This window comes from Halorhabdus sp. CUG00001 (genome assembly GCF_009797925.1).
Classification (GTDB): Archaea; Halobacteriota; Halobacteria; order Halobacteriales; family Haloarculaceae; genus Halorhabdus.
This window is the reverse complement of sequence record NZ_VOLB01000001.1, coordinates 642,048-665,047: the sequence shown is the minus strand read 5'-3', so window position 1 is coordinate 665,047 and position 23,000 is coordinate 642,048. Positions and strand designations below refer to the sequence as shown.

General features: G+C 53.9%; 22 protein-coding genes. 11 read left to right on the top strand and 11 right to left on the bottom strand.

The genetic code is table 11. The annotated features are described in order from the left end of the window. Positions 1-38: 38 nt before the first annotated feature. From FR699_RS03300 to FR699_RS03280, 5 genes are all read left to right on the top strand, one after another. Positions 39-1,367 (top strand): hypothetical protein, encoded by a 1,329-nt coding sequence (locus FR699_RS03300; RefSeq protein WP_158854002.1) that lies wholly within the window; start codon positions 39-41, stop codon positions 1,365-1,367. Between the two features lie 59 nt (positions 1,368-1,426). Next, complete coding sequence (locus FR699_RS03295; RefSeq protein ID WP_158853999.1) at positions 1,427-4,081, top strand: DUF1156 domain-containing protein; 2,655 nt, start codon at positions 1,427-1,429, stop codon at positions 4,079-4,081. Beyond that, on the top strand, positions 4,081-5,781 hold the full coding sequence (locus tag FR699_RS03290; RefSeq protein ID WP_158853997.1) for a potassium channel family protein: 1,701 nt from the start codon (positions 4,081-4,083) through the stop codon (positions 5,779-5,781). Before FR699_RS03295 ends, FR699_RS03290 begins: the two co-directional genes overlap by 1 nt. Before the next feature lie 101 nt (positions 5,782-5,882). Further along, complete coding sequence (locus FR699_RS03285; protein WP_158853994.1) at positions 5,883-7,637, top strand: DEAD/DEAH box helicase; 1,755 nt, start codon at positions 5,883-5,885, stop codon at positions 7,635-7,637. After that, positions 7,630-8,796: a hypothetical protein gene (locus FR699_RS03280; RefSeq protein WP_158853991.1), complete on the top strand. Its 1,167-nt coding sequence runs from the start codon at positions 7,630-7,632 to the stop codon at positions 8,794-8,796. Before FR699_RS03285 ends, FR699_RS03280 begins: the two co-directional genes overlap by 8 nt. Here FR699_RS03280 and FR699_RS03275 read toward each other — a convergent pair. Further along, entirely contained in the window at positions 8,793-9,497 is a 705-nt protein-coding gene (locus FR699_RS03275; RefSeq protein ID WP_158853988.1) for a hypothetical protein, read from the bottom strand. The two genes, FR699_RS03280 and FR699_RS03275, sit on opposite strands and share 4 nt — an antisense overlap. Positions 9,498-9,645: 148 nt before the next feature. On the opposite strand from FR699_RS03275, the gene FR699_RS03270 reads away from it, so the two are divergent. After that, positions 9,646-10,647 (top strand): hypothetical protein, encoded by a 1,002-nt coding sequence (locus FR699_RS03270; RefSeq protein WP_158853985.1) that lies wholly within the window; start codon positions 9,646-9,648, stop codon positions 10,645-10,647. 61 nt (positions 10,648-10,708) lie between these two features. On the opposite strand, the gene FR699_RS03265 is transcribed toward FR699_RS03270, so the two are convergent. Beyond that, positions 10,709-11,005 (bottom strand): hypothetical protein, encoded by a 297-nt coding sequence (locus FR699_RS03265; RefSeq protein WP_158853983.1) that lies wholly within the window; start codon positions 11,003-11,005, stop codon positions 10,709-10,711. A gap of 472 nt (positions 11,006-11,477) precedes the next feature. Beyond that, on the bottom strand, positions 11,478-12,500 hold the full coding sequence (locus FR699_RS03260; RefSeq protein WP_158853980.1) for a hypothetical protein: 1,023 nt from the start codon (positions 12,498-12,500) through the stop codon (positions 11,478-11,480). 390 nt (positions 12,501-12,890) lie between these two features. Here FR699_RS03260 and FR699_RS03255 point away from each other — a divergent pair, with 390 nt between their 5' ends. Further along, positions 12,891-13,976, top strand: coding sequence for a site-specific integrase (locus tag FR699_RS03255; RefSeq protein WP_158853978.1), 1,086 nt, complete (start codon positions 12,891-12,893; stop codon positions 13,974-13,976). Positions 13,977-14,090: 114 nt separating this feature from the next. On the opposite strand, the gene FR699_RS03250 is transcribed toward FR699_RS03255, so the two are convergent. The 5 genes from FR699_RS03250 to FR699_RS03235 form a co-directional block, all read right to left on the bottom strand. Next, positions 14,091-14,801, bottom strand: coding sequence for a rhomboid family intramembrane serine protease (locus FR699_RS03250; protein WP_158853975.1), 711 nt, complete (start codon positions 14,799-14,801; stop codon positions 14,091-14,093). Positions 14,802-15,030: 229 nt separating this feature from the next. Then, positions 15,031-15,642 (bottom strand): hypothetical protein, encoded by a 612-nt coding sequence (locus tag FR699_RS03245; RefSeq protein ID WP_158853973.1) that lies wholly within the window; start codon positions 15,640-15,642, stop codon positions 15,031-15,033. Between the two features lie 2 nt (positions 15,643-15,644). Further along, the gene (locus FR699_RS03240; RefSeq protein WP_233263365.1) at positions 15,645-16,316 is read right to left on the bottom strand and encodes a site-specific integrase; all 672 of its coding nucleotides are present in this window, start codon (positions 16,314-16,316) and stop codon (positions 15,645-15,647) included. 10 nt (positions 16,317-16,326) lie between these two features. Next, positions 16,327-16,644, bottom strand: coding sequence for a site-specific integrase (locus tag FR699_RS13285; protein ID WP_233263364.1), 318 nt, complete (start codon positions 16,642-16,644; stop codon positions 16,327-16,329). Between the two features lie 211 nt (positions 16,645-16,855). Then, positions 16,856-17,611 carry a GNAT family N-acetyltransferase gene (locus FR699_RS03235; protein WP_158853970.1) on the bottom strand — a complete coding sequence of 252 codons (756 nt, stop codon included), beginning with the start codon at positions 17,609-17,611 and terminating at the stop codon, positions 16,856-16,858. 221 nt (positions 17,612-17,832) lie between these two features. Here FR699_RS03235 and FR699_RS03230 point away from each other — a divergent pair, with 221 nt between their 5' ends. After that, positions 17,833-18,519: an HD domain-containing protein gene (locus tag FR699_RS03230; protein ID WP_158853968.1), complete on the top strand. Its 687-nt coding sequence runs from the start codon at positions 17,833-17,835 to the stop codon at positions 18,517-18,519. Between the two features lie 28 nt (positions 18,520-18,547). On the opposite strand, the gene FR699_RS03225 is transcribed toward FR699_RS03230, so the two are convergent. Together FR699_RS03225 and FR699_RS03220 are read right to left on the bottom strand one after the other, a co-directional pair. Next, on the bottom strand, positions 18,548-19,204 hold the full coding sequence (locus tag FR699_RS03225) for a LysE family translocator (protein ID WP_154553201.1): 657 nt from the start codon (positions 19,202-19,204) through the stop codon (positions 18,548-18,550). Positions 19,205-19,292: 88 nt separating this feature from the next. Continuing rightward, complete coding sequence (locus FR699_RS03220; RefSeq protein ID WP_158853966.1) at positions 19,293-20,030, bottom strand: proteasome assembly chaperone family protein; 738 nt, start codon at positions 20,028-20,030, stop codon at positions 19,293-19,295. Positions 20,031-20,125: 95 nt separating this feature from the next. Between FR699_RS03220 and FR699_RS03215 the strand changes: the two genes are divergently transcribed. Together FR699_RS03215 and FR699_RS03210 are read left to right on the top strand one after the other, a co-directional pair. Then, positions 20,126-21,034, top strand: coding sequence for an RsmB/NOP family class I SAM-dependent RNA methyltransferase (locus tag FR699_RS03215; protein ID WP_158853963.1), 909 nt, complete (start codon positions 20,126-20,128; stop codon positions 21,032-21,034). Then, the gene (locus FR699_RS03210) at positions 21,031-21,573 is read left to right on the top strand and encodes a hypothetical protein (protein WP_154551813.1); all 543 of its coding nucleotides are present in this window, start codon (positions 21,031-21,033) and stop codon (positions 21,571-21,573) included. Before FR699_RS03215 ends, FR699_RS03210 begins: the two co-directional genes overlap by 4 nt. Positions 21,574-21,758: 185 nt before the next feature. On the opposite strand, the gene FR699_RS03205 is transcribed toward FR699_RS03210, so the two are convergent. Continuing rightward, on the bottom strand, positions 21,759-21,980 hold the full coding sequence (locus FR699_RS03205) for a hypothetical protein (protein WP_154551814.1): 222 nt from the start codon (positions 21,978-21,980) through the stop codon (positions 21,759-21,761). A gap of 181 nt (positions 21,981-22,161) precedes the next feature. On the opposite strand from FR699_RS03205, the gene FR699_RS03200 reads away from it, so the two are divergent. After that, positions 22,162-22,479, top strand: coding sequence for an RPA12/RPB9/RPC11 RNA polymerase family protein (locus tag FR699_RS03200; protein ID WP_158853960.1), 318 nt, complete (start codon positions 22,162-22,164; stop codon positions 22,477-22,479). Positions 22,480-23,000: the final 521 nt, after the last annotated feature.

Here is a 23,000-nt window from a genome sequence, read left to right as displayed (position 1 = left end):
CAAGTTTTAACGGACATCGGAGAGTTCTTTCAGCTAAGATGGTCTCTCCAGAGGACGTATTCCAAGAGTTCGCGGATAGTGAAGGGGCACAAAAGCACTATAGAGAGCACAACGCCAAGCGGGATGAGGTCGCCGAGGAGGAACTCCAACCTCTTATTAACGAGTTCCAGAACGATGACGTAGACGTCGTCGAATTCAAGAGTCGGATCGACGGGCTCAACAAGCGTAACCAACTCTGGGGGTTCGACGGATTTATTGGCCAAATGCATTTCAACAAGTTGCTGAACGCGGCCCCGGATGAGTCGAAGTTCGGCGACCGTCTTCGGAAGGCGATCCAGACACCCGGATCGATAGCGGAAGCCGGGGAAAAGATCGATTCCTTCGCAGAATACACGCAGCGACTCAAGGACAACGACATCGATTCCGATCCGTTTCCGAAGTCGACTATCTTCCTCCTCAGTTACTTTTGGCACATCCAGGAGCCCACAGAGTGGCCGATTTTCTATCCGACCTCGGAGCAATATCTCGGCGATGAAGGACTGCTTGACACCGACGCACCGTATGGAACTCGCTATGCGAACTTCGTGGAAACGCTCGACGAATTACAGGCGGAAGCCGAAACGCAGCTAGAGAGCACTGTCGAATATCGGGACATCGCGAATGCGGTTTACTGGCACGAGGAGTGGGACGAATCCGCGACTAAGGGAGAAGAGACAAGCGGTGGAACGGAGGCGAGAGACACATTTGTCGATGTGGATAAACCGTACCTCCCGCCTGTCGTCGCTGATTTGGATGAAGTCGCAGCCGGTACGGAAGGGGCTGTGAACCGGTATGCACCGGTCGACACGGATCTCGCCGTTGTCTTCGAGCAGAAGTGTGGTACTCTGTTCGAGATGCTCGGGTTCGATACCGAGCTTTTGGGTCAAGGATCTGGCCGCAATCCAGATGGAATCGCCGTCGCAGCTCGGAATGACTATGCGGTCATCTACGACGCCAAGAAGCGACAGGACGGGTATCGAATCGGTCGGGATGACCGGACTATCCGAGAGTACATCGAGGCACACACGCGTCGTCTCCGCGATCAGGGAAAGCAGCACATCTACTTTGCCATCGTCTCAAGTTCGTTCCGAGATACCGAAGAGTCGACGTTGCGTGATCTGCGGACGAACACCGACATTGACAACATCGTCCTGCTCAAGGCAAAAGTCCTCCAAGAACTGCTCCGAATGCGGCTGGAAGAACCGTACCTGAACCTCGACGACATGGAGTGGGTGTTCGGGAACCGGCCGGGCGAGATTCAATCCGAAGAGTTGGAGAATATCGTTCCAGAATGGCGGCAGGACGATAGCGGGTTCTCCGTCTCGTAATCCACCAGCCAGCAGACCAGAAACAATACAACCCTTCCGGGGAAGGTAAGAGACAATCAATGTCTCAGGAGATCGGGCAGTCTGAGGAGAGGAAGCGAAAGACGCTGCCGATTGAGAAGGGGTTCCCAATCGAGAAGGTGAATGAGATCGCAGCGAAGGAGGGCCGTGCAAAGCAGTGGTATCGTCCAATCTACACGATGCATAAATGGTGGGCTAGGCGGCTCGGTTGTGTTTTCCGTGCTATCTCTCTCTATACATTAGTTGATGATCCTGACCAAGTCGATGTTTATGAGCCGGGTGAGAACGGCTCACTTTCAGACTATACGGCAGATGACATCGGCATCCAGAATTTGATAGACGAGGTCGATTTGACGGATCCAGATTCCCTCTGGAAACTGTATTCTAAGGATGTCCGCGTGAAGAATAAAAAAGTGCTTGACCCTTTCATGGGTGGAGGGACATCTATCGGAGAAGCCTCACGATTTGGAGCCAAGACTGTCGGTAATGACCTGAATCCCGTAGCTTGGTTCGTCACGAAGAAGCAGATGGAGGCGAGCGAGATCGATGTTGAGGATCTGGAAGATGCGTACGAAACACTAAGAGAAAACGTCGCCGAGGATGTCCTTCAGTACTATCGAACGAAGTGTCCAAACGGTGATCACGATGCCGACATTATGTACGTCCTCTGGGTAAAAGAGGTCGACTGTGTTTCCTGTGGCCATTCTGTCCCTCTTTTCCGAGATTATCGGGTTGGGAAAGGTCGGTACGATCACGATGACAAATATACGATTCGTGACCCGACAGATGGGTCAGTCCTCCGTGTGGACGATTGGCAGTCAGAGCAAGTTTCTCCGGCTACTGGCGAGACGTTCGACCCCTCGGAAGGTAATGTAACGAGCGGGGATTATTCCTGCCCGGAATGTGGCCAACAATACGGGATCGCGGATGCTGTCCAAGAACAGGATGGATTTGATCTTCGTCCCTATGCCATTGAGTACTACTGTGAACACTGTGACGAGAGCGGACACTCAAAAGGCGAAGTAAAGGACTACAAGGCGCCCTCGGAAGATGATCTTGAGAGATTCGAGGAGGCCTCTAAAGAGTGGGAAAATTCTCCAGAGCTACACGAGTACGTTCCTAATGTAGACATCCCTCTGGGGATAATGACCGATAGTTCCGCATTCGAAGGGGGGATTGGCGGAGGCCACAATCTTCTTGACCACGGATTCGATCAATGGTCGGATCTATTCAACGACCGCCAGCTGCTCGCACTGAGTAAAATTCTCAGGGGGATTGACCAACTCGAAGACAAGGAAGCGCGTGAGTATCTCTTGATGACTTTCTCGAACGCATTATGTACTAACACGCTTATGACGGGGTACGATTATTCATATAACAAAATCCAACACGTATTCAAATCCAATTCTTTTGATGTCCCTCATGAACCAGCTGAAGGGAACCCTTGGGGTGCAGAATTTGGCAGGGGCACATTCCGTTCAATGTGGGATATGGTTAAGAGAGGGGTTGAGTATGCGGAAGCCCCGACAGAACGTTATGTGGAGGACGGCGAAACAGTAGAGACTCCAGAGTTTGCCCAACCGATTGGTGGGGACTTTGAGCTTCATTGTTCAGACGCACGAACGCTGGAGATGGGGGATGAGTTCGACGTTGTACTTACTGACCCTCCCTACTACGACAATATCATTTATTCCGAGATCTCGGACTTCTTCTACGTCTGGCAACGGATTCTCTTGGCTGACGAATACGAGCAGTTCGAACCAACTCAGACACCGCGTGCTGAAAGCATCGTGGCAAATCCAGCACAGGATAAAGGTGCTGAAGAATTCGAGTCCGAGTTAGGTGAAGCGTTCGGTAACATTCATCGGATGCTTAAACAGGATGGTGCTGTCGTTTTCACCTATCACCATGCTGGGGTCGAATCATGGGGTGAACTTCTACAGGCACTCTGTCAACAGGACTTCGAAGTAACAGCGACGTATCCAATCAACGCTGATGAGAACAAATTCATCGGTGGAGAAGCAGTAACGTTCGATATTGTCATCGTTGCACGTCCCGCGACAGAGAGGGAACCCATCTCATGGAACAGTCTTCGTCGGAATATCTATCGGACTGCTCAAACCACTCGCCAGCGTCTCGAAGAAAACCGCGAACTCTCCCGTGGGGACATCGGTGTCGTTGAGATGGGTCGGTGTTTCCACGAGTACTCAAAACACCATGGCAAGGTCGAACGGGCTGGTGAGACGATGACCGCTAAGGAGGTCGTTGACGAAATTTACGGCGTAATCCAGCACGGCAGCGACATCGGCGAGATTGACGTCTTCCTCGACCTGCTAGAGACGCCAGACGCGTCCTACGATGACCTCAACAAACTCTCCCGTGGGACGAACGCCACACCCGAGCGTATGGAGGATATGCGCCTCTACCGGATGGACGACGGCTTCAAACTCGGGACGTGGGAAGACGAGAAACGCATCGCCTACATCCAGTCACGCGTCGGCAGCGACGAAGAACTCACCGACCTTGACAAAGCACAGTTCCTCCGCTATCGGTGGGAACTCGGCAAGTCCGTCTCCGAGTACCTCGGCAAGTGGGAGATTACTGACGACCTGCGCGAACTGTGTGAGGGGCTCGCCGATGCGACCGGTGACGACACCTACCGGAACATTCTAGAGTCGCGACTGAGCGATTACTGATGTGCGATTATACCTTCCACCCCGATGTATGGGAGGAACGTTATGACGCGGCTGCTGTACCGACAGATGATAGACCCTGTAGCCGTCCCACAATCCCCGGGTCAAAATTCTGTAAGTACCATGCTGAAACAGCCGACCGTAGACAAAACGGTAAATCGGATGATGAGGTTTTTCTTGATCTATTATCTGAGGAAGAAGATATATTTGGAGCGAAATTCCAAGATGTGAAGATTCGGGCAGGCGATTTGGAAGGTGTTGATCGAGAGTGGGTAGAGTTGAAAAACGTAGTGATACACAACTCATTGAGAATAGAAGCTGCAACGCTTAATATACAGCTCACATTCAACTGCTGTGATATTTACCGGTACAAGGAAAGAGAGACTATCAGCACTTCGTACCTAGAGTTCGATAGCTGTTGGTTTCAGGACGAATTTGTGATAAACCCTGCAGAGACGAGTGCTGATATACTATTTAATAACTCGCACTTCACCACACCGCTACTTATGAGCGGAAATTATGGTGGATCTGTCTCATTCCATTGTTGTTCACTTGAGAAAGGTGCCGCCATCTGGAATGCCAAATTTAATGGTGAATTCCGATTTGAAGATGGATCAGTCGATGATGATCTGTTAATTGATGATGTGGATCTCAAAGAGGATTTCAAGCTAACTGATGTAGATCTACCCGCTGTTAATATAATATCGGATTGCAATATTAATTCAATAAAGTGCAATCCAGAAGATGGCTATCCCTCGCTGGTGGACTTTCGAAAGGGAACGACATTACATTCTGGGCGTCTTCTAGTCCTCGAATCCGAATCAGTATATTACGACCTTTCATTGACAACTATAGGAAACATTCATCTATCGACAGGTGTGGATGACCTCGCGAACTATTACTTCGAAGACACGCGATTCGATGGTTTTGACTTTTTCCCATATCGTACACAGCTTGAAGCCGAGGATTTCCAGCTACACATATTTGATTTCCCTTACAACGAAACCGACAATCACGAAATTAATGACTATCCTCAAATCAGTAGTCAAAGAGAGGTTGACGGATCGGACAAAGGGAAACTAAAAGATCAAGAAGAAACCTACGCCCGGGCGAAAATCCAAGCACAAAACATGGGTGCGAGCCGCTTTGCTTCTGAATTCTTTTTTAATCAAAAGGAGGCAGAACTACTTCGCATGAAAGACGATCTGACACTCTCTGAAGAGACTCTACAGGAATTCGAGATTGACCGAGAATTTGTCCCCGAACGCTTCAATAAGCTCGTTAGATACCGAGGTCAACTGTATAGTGATATCTGCACGAATTTTTCGATATGGGTTAAGAAACTAAAGTACAAAGGACTGAAATATAGTTGTGGGTACGGAGAAAAAGCAAGTTATCCAATATATTGGTCAGTCTCGATCGTCGTAATATTTGGATTATTATATCCATTCGTGGGGGGCACAACTCAAAGTGGATCAATTATTGTCGGTAGTTGTACTTCCGACTGCCTCGGATTGATCGAGTTGCTGAGCATATTCGGAGAGAGTCTCTTTTTCAGTGGAATCACGTTTGCGTCACTTTCTTTTGGAGGGAACGGCCCGGTCGGAATACTAGCGCAACTCATGGCGATGATTCAAGCCTTTTTGGGAGCCTTGTTTATCGCATTGTTCGTGTTTACCCTTGGTCGGCAGGTGAGTAGATGATATGTGCCATCTGATGTATCTCTACGAAGCTTGCATCCTTCACTTGGACCAACCTACTGAGATAAAGACAATAGTCTGAAAAGCACACTACCAATTACACAATGTCCAATGATTCTCTAGTAGAAGTCGAAATAAGGCACGAAGAGCCCCGTTTCAAAAGAAACCTGTCCAGCAGTGGGTCATTAGCTGAGCATCTTCTTACTGTGCAGGCCAACCGCCTCCAAGCCGGCCAGCCGGACTCGGAACTCCGCTCGCTCTCCCACCTTGACGAAGAGAACGTCAAGCTTCTTGAACACCAAGTCGACGCCGCTCACCGCGCCCTCTTCGAGATGGATGGGAAGGCACTCCTCGCCGACGAGGTCGGCCTCGGCAAGACCATCGAGGTTGGGATGGTCCTCAAGGAGATGCACTACCGCGGCACCGACGACGCGGTGCTCATCCTCACGCCAGCGCAACTCGCCCAACAGTGGCAGGCCGAGATGCTGGAGAAGTTCGGCCTTGACTTTACCTGCAACTACGACGGCGATTTCAGGGGCTTCGACGCTCACGACCATATCATCGCCAGCATCGATACCGCCAAAAGCGACCGGCATCGGTCGACCGTCCTCGCCCGCGACTGGGACGTCCTCGTGCTGGACGAGGCCCACTACGTCAAGAACGAGGACACCGACCGCTATGCCCTCCTCGAGAAGCTCTCCTACGACTACGCGTTCTTCCTCACCGCAACCCCAATCCAGAATGACGTCACCGATCTGTACAACGTCATTTCCCTACTTCGCCCCGGCCTCTTCGGGACACGCGAGGCATTCCACAACTACTTCGTCAACACTTCTCAAGAGACGCTGGTCAACCGGGACGAACTCCAGAACCGATTGCGGGAGGTGATGATTCGAAATCGACGCGAGGAAACGGACATCGACTTCACCCCGCGCAACGTCACCACGCGTACCTTCGCGCCCTCGCCAGAAGAGCGCGACCTCTACGAGGCAGTCACTGACTATGTCCGGTCGGCGTACCGCGAAAGTCAAGGACAGAAACTGGTCCTGATGACTCTCCAGAAGGAAGTCGTCAGTAGCCCCGCGGCACTCGGACAGACCGTTGAGCGTCAGCTGGAAGGTGGCGATGTACAACCCGAGCATGTCGGTCCACTCCAGCAGATTCTGGAACGGGTAGAAGCCGTTGAAACCCCGACCAAGATCGAACACGTCCAGCGAATTACCCGTGAGGCTCGAGAACGCGTTGACAAGGGCCGCGTGATCGTCTTCACCCAGTTCCGAGCCACACAGCAGCAACTGCTGGAGACGCTTGACGAGAAAGGGTACACGACACATCCGTTCCATGGTGGGCACTCCAGCGACAAAAAGGAAGAAATAGTCGAGCGATTCGAGGAAGAGGGAGGGGTACTCGTCTCGACAGATGCGATGAATGAGGGGAGAAACCTCCAGTTCTGCAATGTGATGGTCAATTTTGACTTGCCGTGGAACCCAATGAAGGTCGAGCAACGAATCGGGCGCATCCACCGCATCGGGCAGGATCGCGAGGTTTACGTGTTCAATATCGCCCTAGAGGACACTATCGAGGAGTACGTGCTGGAACGGCTCTACCACAAGATCGATCTCTTCCAGCAGTCCGTCGGCGAGCTGAGCGAGATTCTGACCCGGCTGGAGGAGACCGGCCGTAACTTCGAAGACGAGGTGTTCGAACGGCTGGTCGAAGCGGGCTCAGAGGTCGAGCTCGAGAACGACTTCGACGCGATGGCTGTCGATCTGCAGGAACAGCGCGACCTCGCCGACAAGGTCGAGGACTTCAATAGCGGCGTCTTCGAGGGGTTCGACTTGGGGGCCAGCGATGACTGACGCCGCTCTTGCGGTCACAGAGCGGGCTGTCGAGCGATTCACCGAGGCCTACCTCAAGTCTCTCGGAGCCGAGATTGCGAAGGAGGGACGCCGGTGGACGGTCAGCCTCCCCGAGGATGCTCCCACAGATCTGGAACTGGATGGGGCGGTGCTGGAGATTACCGATGATCCGAATGGTGTGGGCGAGGATACCCTCGCTATCACCCCAGAGAGCCCCTTCGTAGAGCGGATGCTCGACGAGGCAGCCGATCACACTCCCACTGGTTCACTGGCGTTAACTGGTGAGCGAGTAGACATCCAGCTCCCGCCGTGGCTGGTTGATGGCTCGGTCGACGTTTTAGATCAGACGTTCACGCCGTACTACGACCGGCAGGCAATTTGCGCTCTCTTCCACGTTGGAATTGAGACCGTCAGCGAATATCAGCGGGAAGACCTTCACGCCGTGGCGATCGATCTCAACGATCACGAGGAGCGCCCCGGGCTTGCAGACACGTATCTTGAGTTAACCGACGATGAACAACCGGAACTCGACGAGGGGAAGGGTATTGATGAGCAGGAGTTGATGGACGCGCTCAATATTGCACACACCACTCTCGAAAACGAGCTATCGTCGACAGTACGAGACACTCGCGAGCGGGCAACACGTGCGGCCGAAGTTGAACTCGACGAGTATCGACAATATGTGCGCCAACGGCGTGAAGAACTGGCCGACGAGATCGATAGTCTGACGACGCGGATTGAAGATGTGACGGAAACGATCGATACCGCATCCAAGCAGGAAGAGCGGGTCGAGGCACTCAGGAAGCGGAAGGAATTCCAAGCAGAGTTGGACGGTCTCCGTGACGAGTTAGACGACTTGACGACTCAAATCGAGACTGACTTCCCGGAAAAGCGCCGGGAGATCCGAGAGAGACACGGACTTACCGTTCGACTGCGGCCAGTAGCCGCGACAGTAGTTGCATACGAACGGGGCGATCTTGAACTCACTCTTCGAAAGGGCGAGAAGCCGATAACGAGATCATATGGGTACGGTGTTGGCGCGGGTATTATGGAAGACGTGACTTGCGAACGATGTGGGCAGCGACTTACAGCGGAAAACGTTCTTACAGTGGACGGGAATCAGGCGATTGGAACAAAGTGCTGTGGCGGCCAACCCTAATTCCCTATGCGATAGATGATCAGGTCGGTGTTAGATTTTAGAACATAGTCTGAGAGTGCATCTGCTGTTGAACCGGCAGTCGAAATACCGAACGCACAGACCTGTGCCGGGTCAGTATAGCCGATGTCAAACAGGGTCTCCTGTAAGTCCGGATCCAAATCTGCGTCTCCAATATCGATAGTTAACACCCCGGCGTCACGCAATACTTCGAAGACCGAGGAGGTTCTCGCAAGTATGATCCCGCCAGACTGGAGAAATGAGAGTTCCTCTTCAAGGATAGTTCGTAACCGTTCGTGTCGATCCGGGTCGTCGATAGCGTGCTTCCAGTTTGGATCGATCGATACTCCCCCGTTCGAGAACTGGTCAACGTTGTTTTGGTCAATTAGATCGACAATATCGTCTCGTGAGATTGCATCCGCCTTCCCCCGATAGAAATCCCATACGTTAGTGTTTTCTTCAGGAGATTGCCCGGTATTTGAGATGGACCTCTGAAAGCCACCTGGTACGTACAGGTCACCAAGCCGTGGTTCAGTAATCGTCCGACCAAGAGTGGCTTGTCTCTGTGATTCGAAAACTGTCGAGTCCGCCAATCGTTCAAAAGAACGTTTGGCTACTAGCAGTGATGGGTCAAGTAGTACGTCGATTGGAGGCTGAAATTTTCTGCTGAGTTCTGTCCGAAGCTGGTCATTTCCGGCACTCATTACTCAACCGTTCTAGGGGACTCTTGTTAAATTCGGCTCTCCATCTCACCCCATTCACGGATGCAATCGATTCAGAAGAACGTGATTCATTCAATGATACGCTGTTCGTGTAGCAAGATTCATCCCGTTTCTCTTAGATGTCAAACGAGTGTATCTGTATACCCCCGACAAGGTCGACCGGAAACGTGCTCATCACCAAGCAGTGAAACAAGACGCTGACGACGTCCCAACCAAACGTCGCGGTAACCTCGGTGAACTTGCATTCGAGCAATTCTGTCGTGAATATCTACCCGTCGAGATGTGGGGATGGGAAAACGAAGAATCTCTGCGGAAGTGTAACCCTGAAAGCTACTCCTCCTATGATTTCGAGGTATTTGGATACGAAATCGACGTCAAGACATCCCGGGACGTGTCGGCATTTCGTCCCAACAAACTGCTCGAACAAGACCCAGACGATGAGATTATCGTAATGGTCTGGCACCGGGACAACGAAGACGGGCTCATTCTTCTCGGCTGGGAACGTGTTGAAACTCTCAAATCGAAAGTGACCACCCAAGAAGCGTACTCAGGAGCAGAGCCGGAGAAGTTGGATCACCTTTCTGCTCGACCGATGAATGAGCTGATGGATCTCGGCCCAAACACGGCGCACATGAACCAAAAGCCGCAAAACCCGTTCTCACCGGGAGATCGAGTTATCAAACCAAATGACTCAGACGCTTCGGTGGCGGTCGTCGTTGAGGTTCTTCCACCCGAGAAGGACGTCGGGATCTACGGACAGTCGATGGATGGGGAGGCTGTTCGCGTTGCATTCCCAACGACGCTCGATAATGGCCCCGGCGATTGGCGAGACATCGACGCTGCTCTACTCTCCTCGTATTGTGATGACCAGGACATCAAACTATATACCTACAAACACACGAATCTGGACTTCGCTGAGAACCCGTTTGTGCCGGGTGACCGTGTCTTGAATACGAACCACGATGACCCGGACGAGGCAATCGTCGTCGACCGGGGCGAATCGGTGTCCGTTGTCTATGCCGGCCAACTCGGAGATGTACAGCAGCCACCGCAGGAACTGGCCTCATATTGCGAAGAACAGCAGTTGAAGCAATATTCATATTCCCCGTCAGATTTGGAGTTGATGGAATAGACTATACCGGGCAGTATGATGCCCGACAGGAGCGGATCAGACAAGGGAATGATTTGTAGAACTACGCTCTGTTGAGATAGTTATCCGGAACGAATCCTTCCTCAGAGACGAGTATCCGAGCATTGCGGCGTACGGAATTATTACTTGGTCGTTCCCCCTTCGCTCGGATCTGCTCCTTAATATCTTCAGCCACCAAGTCAACCAAATTGGTATCGGCACACTCGGCGACGCTTTCAAGTGTTCGCCGATATCCCGTCTCTGCGTTCGGGAATCCTTGGTCTGAATCGATAACCTCGTCGTTTACTTCACCGATTTCGTAGAGATGCCCCTTGATACGCAACTCTAAGTCCCGATTCACGATTCAGAGTGTGATTCGATATCCCATATATCTACGGATCACCAATACCAGTGTTCCCGGGATTCGAGTTCACGGCAATCCCGGGATTACTAATTTCCCCCATTCGGTGATTCCTGGTTCCCGCATTCAGTGATTACCAATTCCGTCAATCCCGGATCGCCAATTGGAGGTAACGGCGATCGCCAATTTCGGACTATCCGTGGTCCCCTTCGTTGGCGAGTGGGCAATATCAAAATGAGATAAATCTCGATATAGTGTGTATCCTAAGCTATCCTACAAACAGCGTGTCGTAGAAACATTCACAGTCGATTTGCTGAGTTGTCCCTTGAGGCGAACTATCTATATAGGAATCATTATGGGTAGCAGTGCAAGATGAAGAAGTTATAATCAGCAGGAGACTCCGTTTGTTTCAAACTGACTTGGTGAACCGTCGATAAGTAAACTTGATCCGATTTCCTGTGTTGATTGAAGTCTATGCGAACACGAGAGTGATAATCGCCCAAGCGTTCCTTACTAATGAATCAGCAATTGCCCAACTGATACCCAATAATGGTATAGAAATACTGGTTGATATTGCGGTAATACCCATTCGAGATAATCCAGAGCTTCTTCTGATCCTCTCTTGCAGGAACCTCACAAAGTAGATCCAAGATATTGCAAAGGATAGTGTCAAACCAAGTATGACAAGGTAAATCCCGATTACAACAGGGTCAAGAATGGCTACAATCTCTTCAACTGGTCCAACCCATCCATCAATTGCTTTCTCAGGATCTCCGGAGAGAATATCTCGAAGATACCAAATCAGAGTGGCGTGCCCCTCAATTAAATCCTTTAATTCCCCCCTCCGTTGCGCCAACACGGGCAGCACCCAGATTGAGAATATGCAGATTCCTCCGACGAAGAAAGCGTGTAGGCTCTTGTTCTGACTGATTTCAGGTTGATTGAAAGATTGGGTAGTGGTTTTTGGAGCGTCGAAAGGGGGGAGAAAAGTAGACTTCAGGTGAGAGACAGTGTTTTTGAGAGTTGACTGGATTTTCGGATAGAGAAAATGGATGTTGGCAAAGAAAATACCGAGAGTACTGAACATGATGAGAAGCAGTGTTCCAACCATGCTGCTGGTGATCTGTACGGAGGAGCCGCCTGTTTGTTCAAAAGGTTCTGTACCAGTCTGAGTTAGTATGAGGAATACCGATACCGTGAGTAGAAGTATTGAGGATATCAGTTCGGAAATGTAATCATACCATAGTTTTGGGAGTCTCTTTTGTTTCACTAAATAGTAGAAAATGGCAGGAATTGAACCTGTGTACAAGCCAATGCATATCGGTATGATAAAATCTGGAATCCAGAAAGGTGATCGTAAGAGAGGTATTGAGAATATAAGCATTATATAAATCAGTCCTGCAGCTGGAAGGGTTACCGAGATCACTAAAGGTGGTAAGAGAGTTCGAAGTGCTTGTTTGAGATCGGTTGTGGTGAAAATCGTTTTTCCTTTCATATATTACGATTCACCATACATTTTTGTTGTGTTCCAGTCAGTACTTTTTCTTGATAATCATAGCCCTGTTAATAGAATTTACTATCTGTTAGCTATTAGCGGTAAACCACATTCGCGCCCTGTATCTTGCACGCGAGTCCGAATACCCATCTGACAGATAGAGTGGGCGGGGCTTCTGTGATACGCTCCTACAAAAGATATCACGAATATCGCCCAACTCCACAGTGCGCGCGAGACGAGGAGACACCCAGAATGGAGTTATTTGAGCGAAAACCTACGTGACTCACTTTCGAGTTCACCAATTCTCCGAAGAGAGTTGCCAATTCACCAATTTCTACCAACCCCAATTAATTGGCCAGTATATATGTCTGGAGATTATCGGGGCACGTAATGACGGAGGACGATCTGGAACCGATCGCGCCGCAAGACATCCTCGACTGGTATCTTGAGCATCGCCGAGACGACCTTCGGACGTCGACCCGGCGAAAGCATCGTTCGGCCCTGGGGACGTTCGTCGACTGGACGGACGAAGCCGGTATCGAGAACATGAACGACATCGGTGGTCGCCAGCTGATGGAGTTCAAAACCTGGCGAAAGACCGAAACCGACCTAGTGACGGTCAGTTTGAACGGCAATCTCGCTATTCTGCAGCGGTTTCTCCGCTTTTGCGAGAACATCGACGCGATCGCCGATGGCGTCGCGGATCGCGTCCCGCTGCCGAACGTTCCACCGGAGGAAGAAGTCAACTACGAAGTCCCGAGTGACGAGGAGGTTCGAGAGATTCAAACGTACTGTCGACGCTTCGAGTACACGTCTCGCCGGCACGTCGAATTCGAACTTATCGCCGAAATCGGCGTGCGACTCGGTGCTGTCCGGGCGATTGATATGGACGACTTCGACCCTGACGAGAAGGTCATCCACCTTCGTCACCGGCCGGAGAGCACTGATGAGTACGGTACACCGCTGAAGAACGGACCTGACGGTGAGCGGATCGTCAACCTCTCTGACCGATTGCGGGATTACATCGTCGCCTATATCGACCAAAAGAGGACTGACGTGCGCGATAAATTCGACCGTAAACCCTTGTTCACGACGTCCAGCGGCCGCCCTTCAACGGCAACGATTCGCCGAGACTTCTACAAGCTTTCTCGCCCGTGCACCTACGCAAACAGCTGTCCCCACGATCGAGATATTACCGACTGCGATGCCGCACAGAACGCTAACGCGGCTGACTGCCCCTCACGTTTCAGTACCCATCCGCTCCGGAAATGGGCGATCATGCGGCAACTTAATGAAGGCGTACCCAAAGAACTCCTGAGCGATCGTGTGGACGTGTCGACGCCTGTGTTGGACAAGCATTACGACCAGCGGACCAAAGCAAAGAAGTCCAGACGCCGTCGGGAAGTCCTCGAAGCAAACCTAACTGAATACGCAATGGCGGATGGCGGTCAGCATATCGAAGATGGAGATGAATAACTGATTCACGCAGTTATATGGGATGTCCTCGGCATATGGCATAGTTACCGATACAACGGATTGTCGGGCACGCTTCGCAGAACGCTGATCAATTGAAAGCTTCAAATTCGCTGTTTACTCCAAGATCGACAGACGGGTTGGTAAGCTGATATCGTGGTAGTCCAGCGCAAATGTTAATCCAAGGAACAGACCGATCAGTGCTCCACAGAGATGGGTGACATCGTCGGCCCCGTCTATACTGCTAAGAATAGAAATTACTTCCAAAGCCTTCCAGAGTCCGACGATGACGACAGCGAAATGGACTATTCTTAGGTCAATAGTACCCTTGTATGCCATCTCAAATACTCGACTGATGGAATGGACGAGTAGCCATGTTGTGAGTCCAAAAGTTACGCCGCTTGCGCCGACAGATCCAACCGATCCCATTGCCAACGGAACCCAGGCGGCGATGTATCCGGTCGCAACGTAGAAGATGTAGAGAGATCTGCGGTCGTATTGGTGTTCAAGGTAGGAACCAGCTACAATCAGAACCCCGAGGTTGTCTGTAATGTGTTGAGGTCCTTGGTGAATGAATGGGCCGATCGTGGCTGCGATCAACATTTTGATTTCTCTGGAAAAGGAGTCAAGTAGTGCTTGCGATGAGGGGTATCCCAAAAAGTGGGCTACAAGGACTTCAACTTGGAAGATCACGACAAGAAGGAAGGTAAGAGAAATCGTTCCGATGACCCGGCTACGGAAGCAGCTCGCAGAGCCTAAAATCTGCGACGATATGCTTAACAATTTCGAGGTAAGCCATGAACTGGACCCATCAGAATTGCCGGTCATCTTTCCCTTTGAAGCTGATTGTTCACGAATCTATTAAAGGATGTATTGAGGAGAGCACAAGAATTGAAGAAGTTACTTGCTGACTTTACGCGATGTATTCATCACGCGTTTTCTTTCAACCTCTCTGGGCAAGGGAAGAAGCCATCAACAGATCCGAGTGCCCAGAGATTCAAGCATTAGCCCTTACAGAAAAGCGAAAATGAGAAATTACCGACCCAATGACTGGACTTTAGGAACGGTATCGACTCGATTTTCCGGAGTCACTCCAGTCTGATGTGGCGAACTCCTCGACTTCAATATCATAGCTACGGGGCAAATCGTCGATGTCAACAGATGCAATAAATGGGTGGACATGATCGACGTGATCAACAACCTGAGGAATCGCTTTGGCCTGCTGTTCGGTCAGTGTTTTCTTTCTCCCCGATTTGACTTCGATCGGATAGTACACTGTGAAGGTGCAGACCAATCTCTTCTCGAAGTCGAATCCCTTTCTGATTCGACGGACTCTATATTTGACCGGAGGCATATCTTGCTCCCAGAAATCGGCCTTTCTGGGTGATCGCTCGACGAAACGACGTACGACGAGGACTTTGAGGAAGAAATCCGGTCTCCATCCGATATCCCCCGGAACGGACATCGGAACAAGATCAGTCCACCGATAGCTATTGACTTCGGCTGGCCTGACGCTAACGCCACCGTCACCAATGAGATCAGGATAACGTTCTTTTGCGTGCGCTCTCACAGCGTCTGTGACCTCGTCGAGAGGGGCTCGATGGAGTCCCCTAGCTATGGATTCCGCTAGTTTTCCCCGCTCTTGTCGAGTGAGGGTATGCGTCTCCATGGTCACTTCACATCCTCAATGTGCTCACGTCGCTGCTCGACTTTCACTTCCTCAGTCCGCTTGTCGTAGTGCTTTTTCAGCGTCTTCCGGCTGACGTTCATCCGATCGCTAACGACATCGACAGGCACGTCCTTCGTTAGATAGTTGGTAATGCTCCCACGACGAACCGAGTGCGGGCTCACGGAATCACCACAGCGACGATCCTCGCCTTCCGAGCAGTCCTGACAGGGTTCGTCGAAAAAGCACGGCGCAGTGATGCGATAGATGAGCCGTCGCATCGTCGCGCGTGACATTCGCGCTTTTCGCGTCGTCAACAAGGGGTTGCGGCCGTATTCGTCTTCGATGGGGTTGCGCGTCGCGTCGATATAATCGCCTAGCACCATCGCCAGATCGGACGTGAGGGCGATGAGACGCTCGCCGCCTTGTTGGTTCTTTAGCGTCGTTCCTCGGTCCGGACGATGGACGAGCTCGATGTGGCCATTCTCGAAGTCGACATCGGTAAGGTCGATCGAGTTCGCCGAGCCAATTCGAATGCCTGTCTCCCACAGCAGCGCCAGCAAGACGTGCTCGTTGGACGCGTACTGGAATTTGGAGAGGTGGGCAAGGATTCGCTGGGCGCGTTCAGCGGAGAGTGTCTCGTCTCTCGTCCGTTGTTCTTGGGAAATGTCGGGCACGACTACCTTGTCATAGAGATTCTGGGGAACGGCCTCGATCGCCGGCCCACTTGATGAACACCCGGAACGACGCCATCTGCATCCGCATCGTCACGGGCTTGAGGTCACCGGTCTCGCGCCGCCAGAGCCGGTAAGTCTGGAGGTCGCGCCCGGAAATGTCGTTCAGGTTGTCGATGTCGTTCTCCTCGCACCATTTGAGGAAGGGCTTCAGGCGGTATCGGTAGTTGCGGATTGTTGCTTCACTACAGTCGAGCTCCTTGTGGTCGAGAAAGAGCTCGCGCGCGCTCTGCGGATCTATCGGTTCGAGTTCACTTTCTTTGGCGGTCATGTGTTCTCACAGAGTCCTGTGAGAAGCCTCATACCGCTCGAATTCGCCACCGAAGGGAACTCACGAAGAGGGGTCGAATACCGCCCCAACCCACTTTTCTGGCGAACATATCTGTGAGTGGTAACTGCGGTGATACGGATTTGAACTACGGAGCGAGCGTCGCGAGTGACGTTCAGGCGGTTCAACTCCGTCCCAACACTACTGAGGGCACTCAAAGGTAGGCTGCGTCCCACCGGGTCGGTTTTCGTGTATTCCCACAGGCCTCACACTCGATGCGCCCCATCGCGTCCATCGCGTTGGCGAGGCGACCACAGTTGTCGCAGTAGTAGCCGTATCGGGCCGACCGATCTGGATCGGAGTAGACGATGTGGAACGGTGCTTCCGAACCGCCTTCCGATTCGTCGTGATCGACGTAGACCGTCTGCTCGCCGGATTCGAGCGGTTCCAGGCCAGTTGCCTCGGCGACGTACCGGTATTCGACGTGACTGCGGCCCCCGATCTCGATTTCGGTTCGGCCGACTCGTTCGAACCCGTGTGATTCGAAAAACTGCGTCCCGTCCTGGTTGTTCGCCAGCACGCGCCCCTGAACACTGGCGGCGTCGGCTGCATCGAGGCGATCGAGCGTCGTTTCGAACAGCCCAGAGCCGATGCCTTCTCCCCGGTACTCCGGATCGACGTGTAGCCAGAGCAACAGCGCGTCACGGCCGTGATCTTCCTTGTTCGTGACCCAGGGCCGGTCAGCAGTCAACGTGCTCTCGGAAAACCCGACGATCTGACCATCTCGGTCGGCGACCAACAACAGTCGCTCGTCAGACGTGATGCTCGTGGTTAATTGGGCTTCGTCGTACCACTCCTCGATGCCACTCGTGATCGTCTGGGGACTCAACGAATACGACGCTTGCAACGATCGGCGTGCGACGTCTCGGATCGCTGGTTTGTCAGCTTCTCTCGCGGTACGTATCTCCATGGTAGTCCTTGTGGGACGTTCCCTCTTAAGCCAACCGGCGCGACAAGACACGAGATAGATCGGCTCACAGCGAACCATCAACTATCAGACCAGAGTGGCGTTGGGACCGAAGTGACGACAGGAGTGTTCGCACGCTCCTGTCGGTGTCGTAACGCTAAAGAGTCGAAACCACGTCTTTCCGGACAAGATGAACGTTACGCATCAGTTTCGGAGGTGGTTCTGTGGGTGTTGAGATCCAGGAGTCGCCGGTTTCCGACGCGGAATTCGCGGAGATGAAGCGGTTCGTGCACGACTACCTGAGTGCCAGCGTCGAAAACGAGGAAGCAGGCGGCCGAATGCGGTGGTACCCTTGGCACTCGGCTGAGTACCGGTACAACCACATCCTGAACGTAGTCGAACTCGCCTCCGAGATAGCCCGCAAGGAGGGTGCTGACGTCGAAGTCACTCGTGTCGCAGCAGTGTTTCACGACGTCGCCAAACTCGAAGCCGAACAGGACGAACACGCCGAGGCCGGGGCTCGAATCGCCAAAGAGTACCTGACGACGCATGGGGACTTCCCCCAATCGTTCGTCGATGCTGTCATCGGGTCGATCCGCGACCACTCCTATCAAGGTGACGTGACGGACCTCCCGCTGGAGACACAATGTCTCATCGAAGCGGACGTCCTCGACAAGGTTGGGGCCAACGGCACGGCGCTGCTGTTGTTACGAATGGGCTATGAATCACGCGATCATACGGATGCCGGTGAAATGGTCGAGCGCGTGATCGAGCGGGGCGAAGACGCACGGGAGCGGATCGCCTCTGAGACGGCTGAGAGCCACCTTCACCGGCGACTCAAACGTGTCCGCTGGTTCAAAGAGTGGCTACAGGAAGAAATCGCGGCCATCGATCCCGAGCCGACGGAGTAACCGACCGATTCCTTCGCGCGACAACGGACTAGAGCACCCCGAACGTCGTGAGGGCGTCCGTGAGAAAGAGGACGCCGAATCCGGCCAAAAAGAGCGCACTCGTGACCGCGACGGCGGGAGCAAACCGGTCGATTCGCCGACCGGCCCCGACGAGCAGCGCCGGAAAGCCGACGACCCAGACGACGATTCCACCGAACAGGCCGACGATCAGCGACGGACCTCCCGTATGGACGACGATCAGTCCAGCCAGGTTCTCCCCAAAATACGGCGTGTGTGAGAGAACATCGACAGTCCCCGGGCTCAACAACCCGACGCCGACCGTCAACCAGAAGATGATCTGGTAGGGGTTGGTCAGCGCCAGGAGAAAGGCTCGACGGAATCCCCGGGCGTCCGTCCGCGTCCTACCGGACTCGAACTCGGTGAATCCCTGATCTAACTCCCGAACGGCGTCGACAGCGAAATACAGCATGAGGAGACCGCCGATGGCGACCATCGCCCCCTGTACGTACGCCATTTGTTTGACGACAGACACCGCGCCGAGGGCCGCAAGGAGCAAAAAGGTCACATCGGCCACCATCGCGCCACAGCCGGCGATGGCGCCCGCCCGAAACCCGCCGACGACACTCTCTTCGGCAATGACGGCGTTCATCGGTCCTGGCGGCGCTGCAAGCGCGAGCCCAAACAGCCCACCGGCCAGTCCGGTGACGAGAACGTCGACAATGGCCATCGAATACGATTAGCCGTCAGCCTGCGAAAAACGTGTCGAGACGCTGCTACTGGTACATCCCGACTGGCTCGGCCTTCGAGCTCTCGTCGCTTGCCTGTTGCATCTGCTTTGCCAGTTTCTTGCGCGCGATGCGGATTTCCTCGGCCTGTTCGACGAGCGTCTCGGTCGTGACGTCGATCTGGGCAAGTGTGGCGATTCCCTTCTCAAGTAAGATCTTGGCGGCGGCTGGATCTGGAAACTGCGAAGACGCCTCGACGAGCAGCCCGATGCTGTCGAGGTCCTCGCGAGTGGCTTCGTACAGGAGCGCCCCCGTTGGCCCGCTGATCGCGCCGCGTTCGTCGGGCGTGGCAATGTCGTGATCGCGCAGTTGGGCCTCAGCTCGCCCGGTTGCAACACCATACAGCTCACGATTGCCGTCCGGATCGACAGGGATGCCACTGAGGTAGATCGGCAAGGCGTCTTGCTCGTCGAGCCAGGCCGTCACACAGCCGGCGAACTCCTCGGCAGCTTCTGGAGAGACGGGCACGTCGCTCTGGAGGACGAGCAACTCACGTGCCTCGTCGGCGTAGATCCTGACCGGCCCGGCGATCGAGGTCTCGTTCTCGTGGTAGACCGCAACTTCGGGCAGGCCCTCACAATGGCAGGTCGCGTAGTGAGTCATCTCGTAGCTATCGACCAGGTGATCGGCAGCGATTTTCCCGACGAGGCCGGCACCCGGGAATCCCTCGACGAGCATCGGGTCCTCGAGCGTCAGCTCCGCATCGTGAACTGCAATATGTGCCATACGTGACCGTGACATGCTACCACAATAAGCGTGCGGGCCGCCCCCGGCGCAGCCGTTCGAAACCGACAAAGCCCTGTCTCGCGAATCCGGGGCCAATGGAGGTTCTAGACCGGTACGAATCGATCGTCGACGACTTCGAGGCGTTCGTTGCGGCATGTGAGCGCCCACTACCGTCGGTCGTTCGCGTGAATACGCTCAAAACGTCGGTCAGTCGGGCAACGCAGGCCCTCGACGAGGCAGGGATTGCATACGAGCCGGTCGGCTGGCACGACGGGTTGCTGGCGCTGCCCGATGGCGATCCCGGATCGAACTGGCCGTACGTCCAGGGCTGGCTGCACGGCCAGGAAGAAGTCTCGGCACTGCCGCCGCTCGTCCTCGACCCCCAGCCCGGCGAGCGTGTCTGGGACGCGGCTGCTGCACCGGGCAGCAAGACGACACAACTGGCGGCACTCATGGACGACGAGGGACTGCTCGTGGCGACGGACAACAATCTGGGGCGACTGTCCGCACTCCGGTCGAACGCCGAACGGCTCGGCGTGACGAATCTTGCAGTGACCAACGAGGACGCACGCAACCACTCACTGAAACCCTTCGACGGGGCGGAATACGATCGGGCACTGGTCGACGTCCCCTGCTCGTGTGAGGGGACGATCCGGAAGAACCCGGATGCCCTGGCAGAGTGGACTTTCGAACACGTCCAGGGGGTCGCCGGCGTCCAGAAGAGCATCCTTCGGCGCGCGATCGAGGCGACCCGTGAGGGTGGCACTGTCGTCTACTCGACGTGTACGTTCGCCCCGGAAGAGAACGAGGCGATCCTCGATTACGCGATCGAAGAGACAACTGCCCGGCTGGTTGAGGTCGACTTGCCCCTCGACAGTCGGCCCGGTATCACGGAGTGGGAGGGCGACTCATTCGATCCCAGTGTCCGGAAGGCCAGGCGGATCTATCCACACGTCAACGACACTGGCGGCTTTTTCGTCGCGAAACTGGAGGTGACGGCATGACGGACCAGCCTACCAACAGTGATGAGACCCACCGGGACAACGACGGCCAGCGGTTCGGCCGCCTCCCGGCGACAGCGGCCGATCGCGAGGTGGCTGATCGACCGAGCCGGGAAGCCGTCCTCGAGTTCTGGACGGACCGCTTTGGCGTCCCGCCGGAAACGTTCGCGGACTACACGTTCTGGGAGCGAGGGTCGGGAAAGATCTGGGCGTTCCGCGGCGAGTTGCCTTCGCCGGTCGAGATCGAAGCGCTGGGGCTGACGTTCCTACGGACGCGCCAGGAACACTGGAAGCCAACGCTGTCGGCCGTCCAGCGGTTCGGTGACCGGGCGAGTGAGAACGTGCTCGATCTCACCCGCGAGCAAGCCCAGACGTTTCTCGCCGGCGAAGATCAGGAACTGGCGTGGGACGGCGACTGGGGGTATCTGATCGTCACGCACGAACTGGCCGGGAGACGCGAACCGCTCGGCGTCGGCCTGTACGTCTACGGTGAACTCCGTTCACAGGTCCCAAAGGGCCGGCGGCGGGACCTCCGGGAGTGACGGTTCGGGACTGGCGTTTTCACTCTCTTGGTCGGACGATAATATCGTGTGAGTGGCTGATAGAAGCTTGGACAGCCGATTTACTGCAATGCAACTGGGGGAGCGGATAGGGAGATAGGTCGCGATCTAGTAAGCTACACGATGTAGTGGACCTCGGGAATAGTCTCTCGTCTCGAGAAGGTCGATTAACAGCAGTCGTTTCCCTCGGGATTCCACGCACACGCATTCCCCGTCGTCAGGTTGTGTTCGTCGATATGTGCCGAGAGACACGCGTAGTTACAGAAGTACTCGGGAGATCCACAGTCGTCGTCACAGTCACGAACACAGATTGGGTCGTGTTCGAAGATCCGCGATTCACAGTACGCACAGACTTCATCCGTTGTCGGCGTCGATACAGTCGTGGCCATATCGACCGTAAAGAGGTGCGCCCCGGAAAACGTTTCGTCAGATACGATGACTGTCGAGCGAGATCAAACGCTGTCCGTTGGCGCTTCGATACCACAAGACAATCAGCGTACGCAGGTACCTGTAACCACGCATCGAGCAGAAGTTAACACATATACCCACACCCGTGTAGTCCTACGCAATATGCAATTTTGTGACGAGTGCGGTTCGATGATGCACACGGACGGAGAAACGTGGGTGTGTCGCTCCTGTGAAAACGAGGCGCCGCGGGACTCAAAGGCAGAAGCGGCGATGACGACCCAGGACGGACAGCGAGACGATGGTACACCCGACGTGGCCGACGCGACCCAGGACTCAGCCGAGACAATGGAAGAGTCCTGTCCGGCCGAGGACTGTGACAGCGACCAGGCCTACTACGAAATGCTGCCAAAACCGGGTGGCTCCTACGAAGTGCGGCTGTTCACCTGCGTCGAGTGTGGCCACAAGTGGCGCGAATCCTGACCCTACATCTTGTCCACTTTGGGCTGACAGCACCACAGACAGCAGACGCCCGATCCATGGGACCCCGCTCGTTCTCGGGTTGCACTGCCCCACGTCGGCTCTGAATGGATCGATACTGCGCTGATCGTGTTACTGCCTGGCGAGCGTAGCAGACCAAGTGCAAGAGACAGGGCGCGTATCGGTTATGACCACCGACGAGCAAGCGCGTAAGCGACGATAACAGGAACAGTGGGAGCTAACCCAACGCAACGTGTCATAGAATGCGTCTCAAACTCTCTGCGCAGTAACTTTGACTGCTGCATTTTATGTCTCAAGCAAGCAAACCTCGAATTTCGACGGCTGATTAAGCAAGAAGCTACGGAGTATGCTAGTTGGAATCAATTGTATACCACGCGCCATAGTGTTGATAGAGGCGAAAAACAACAGCGCTGGCCGCACAGATGGCGATACAGTGCCCCGTTGTCGATATCTTTATCGGAGGTCAAAAGGCGGATATCGCTCAACCCGGACAAGCAGGGGGA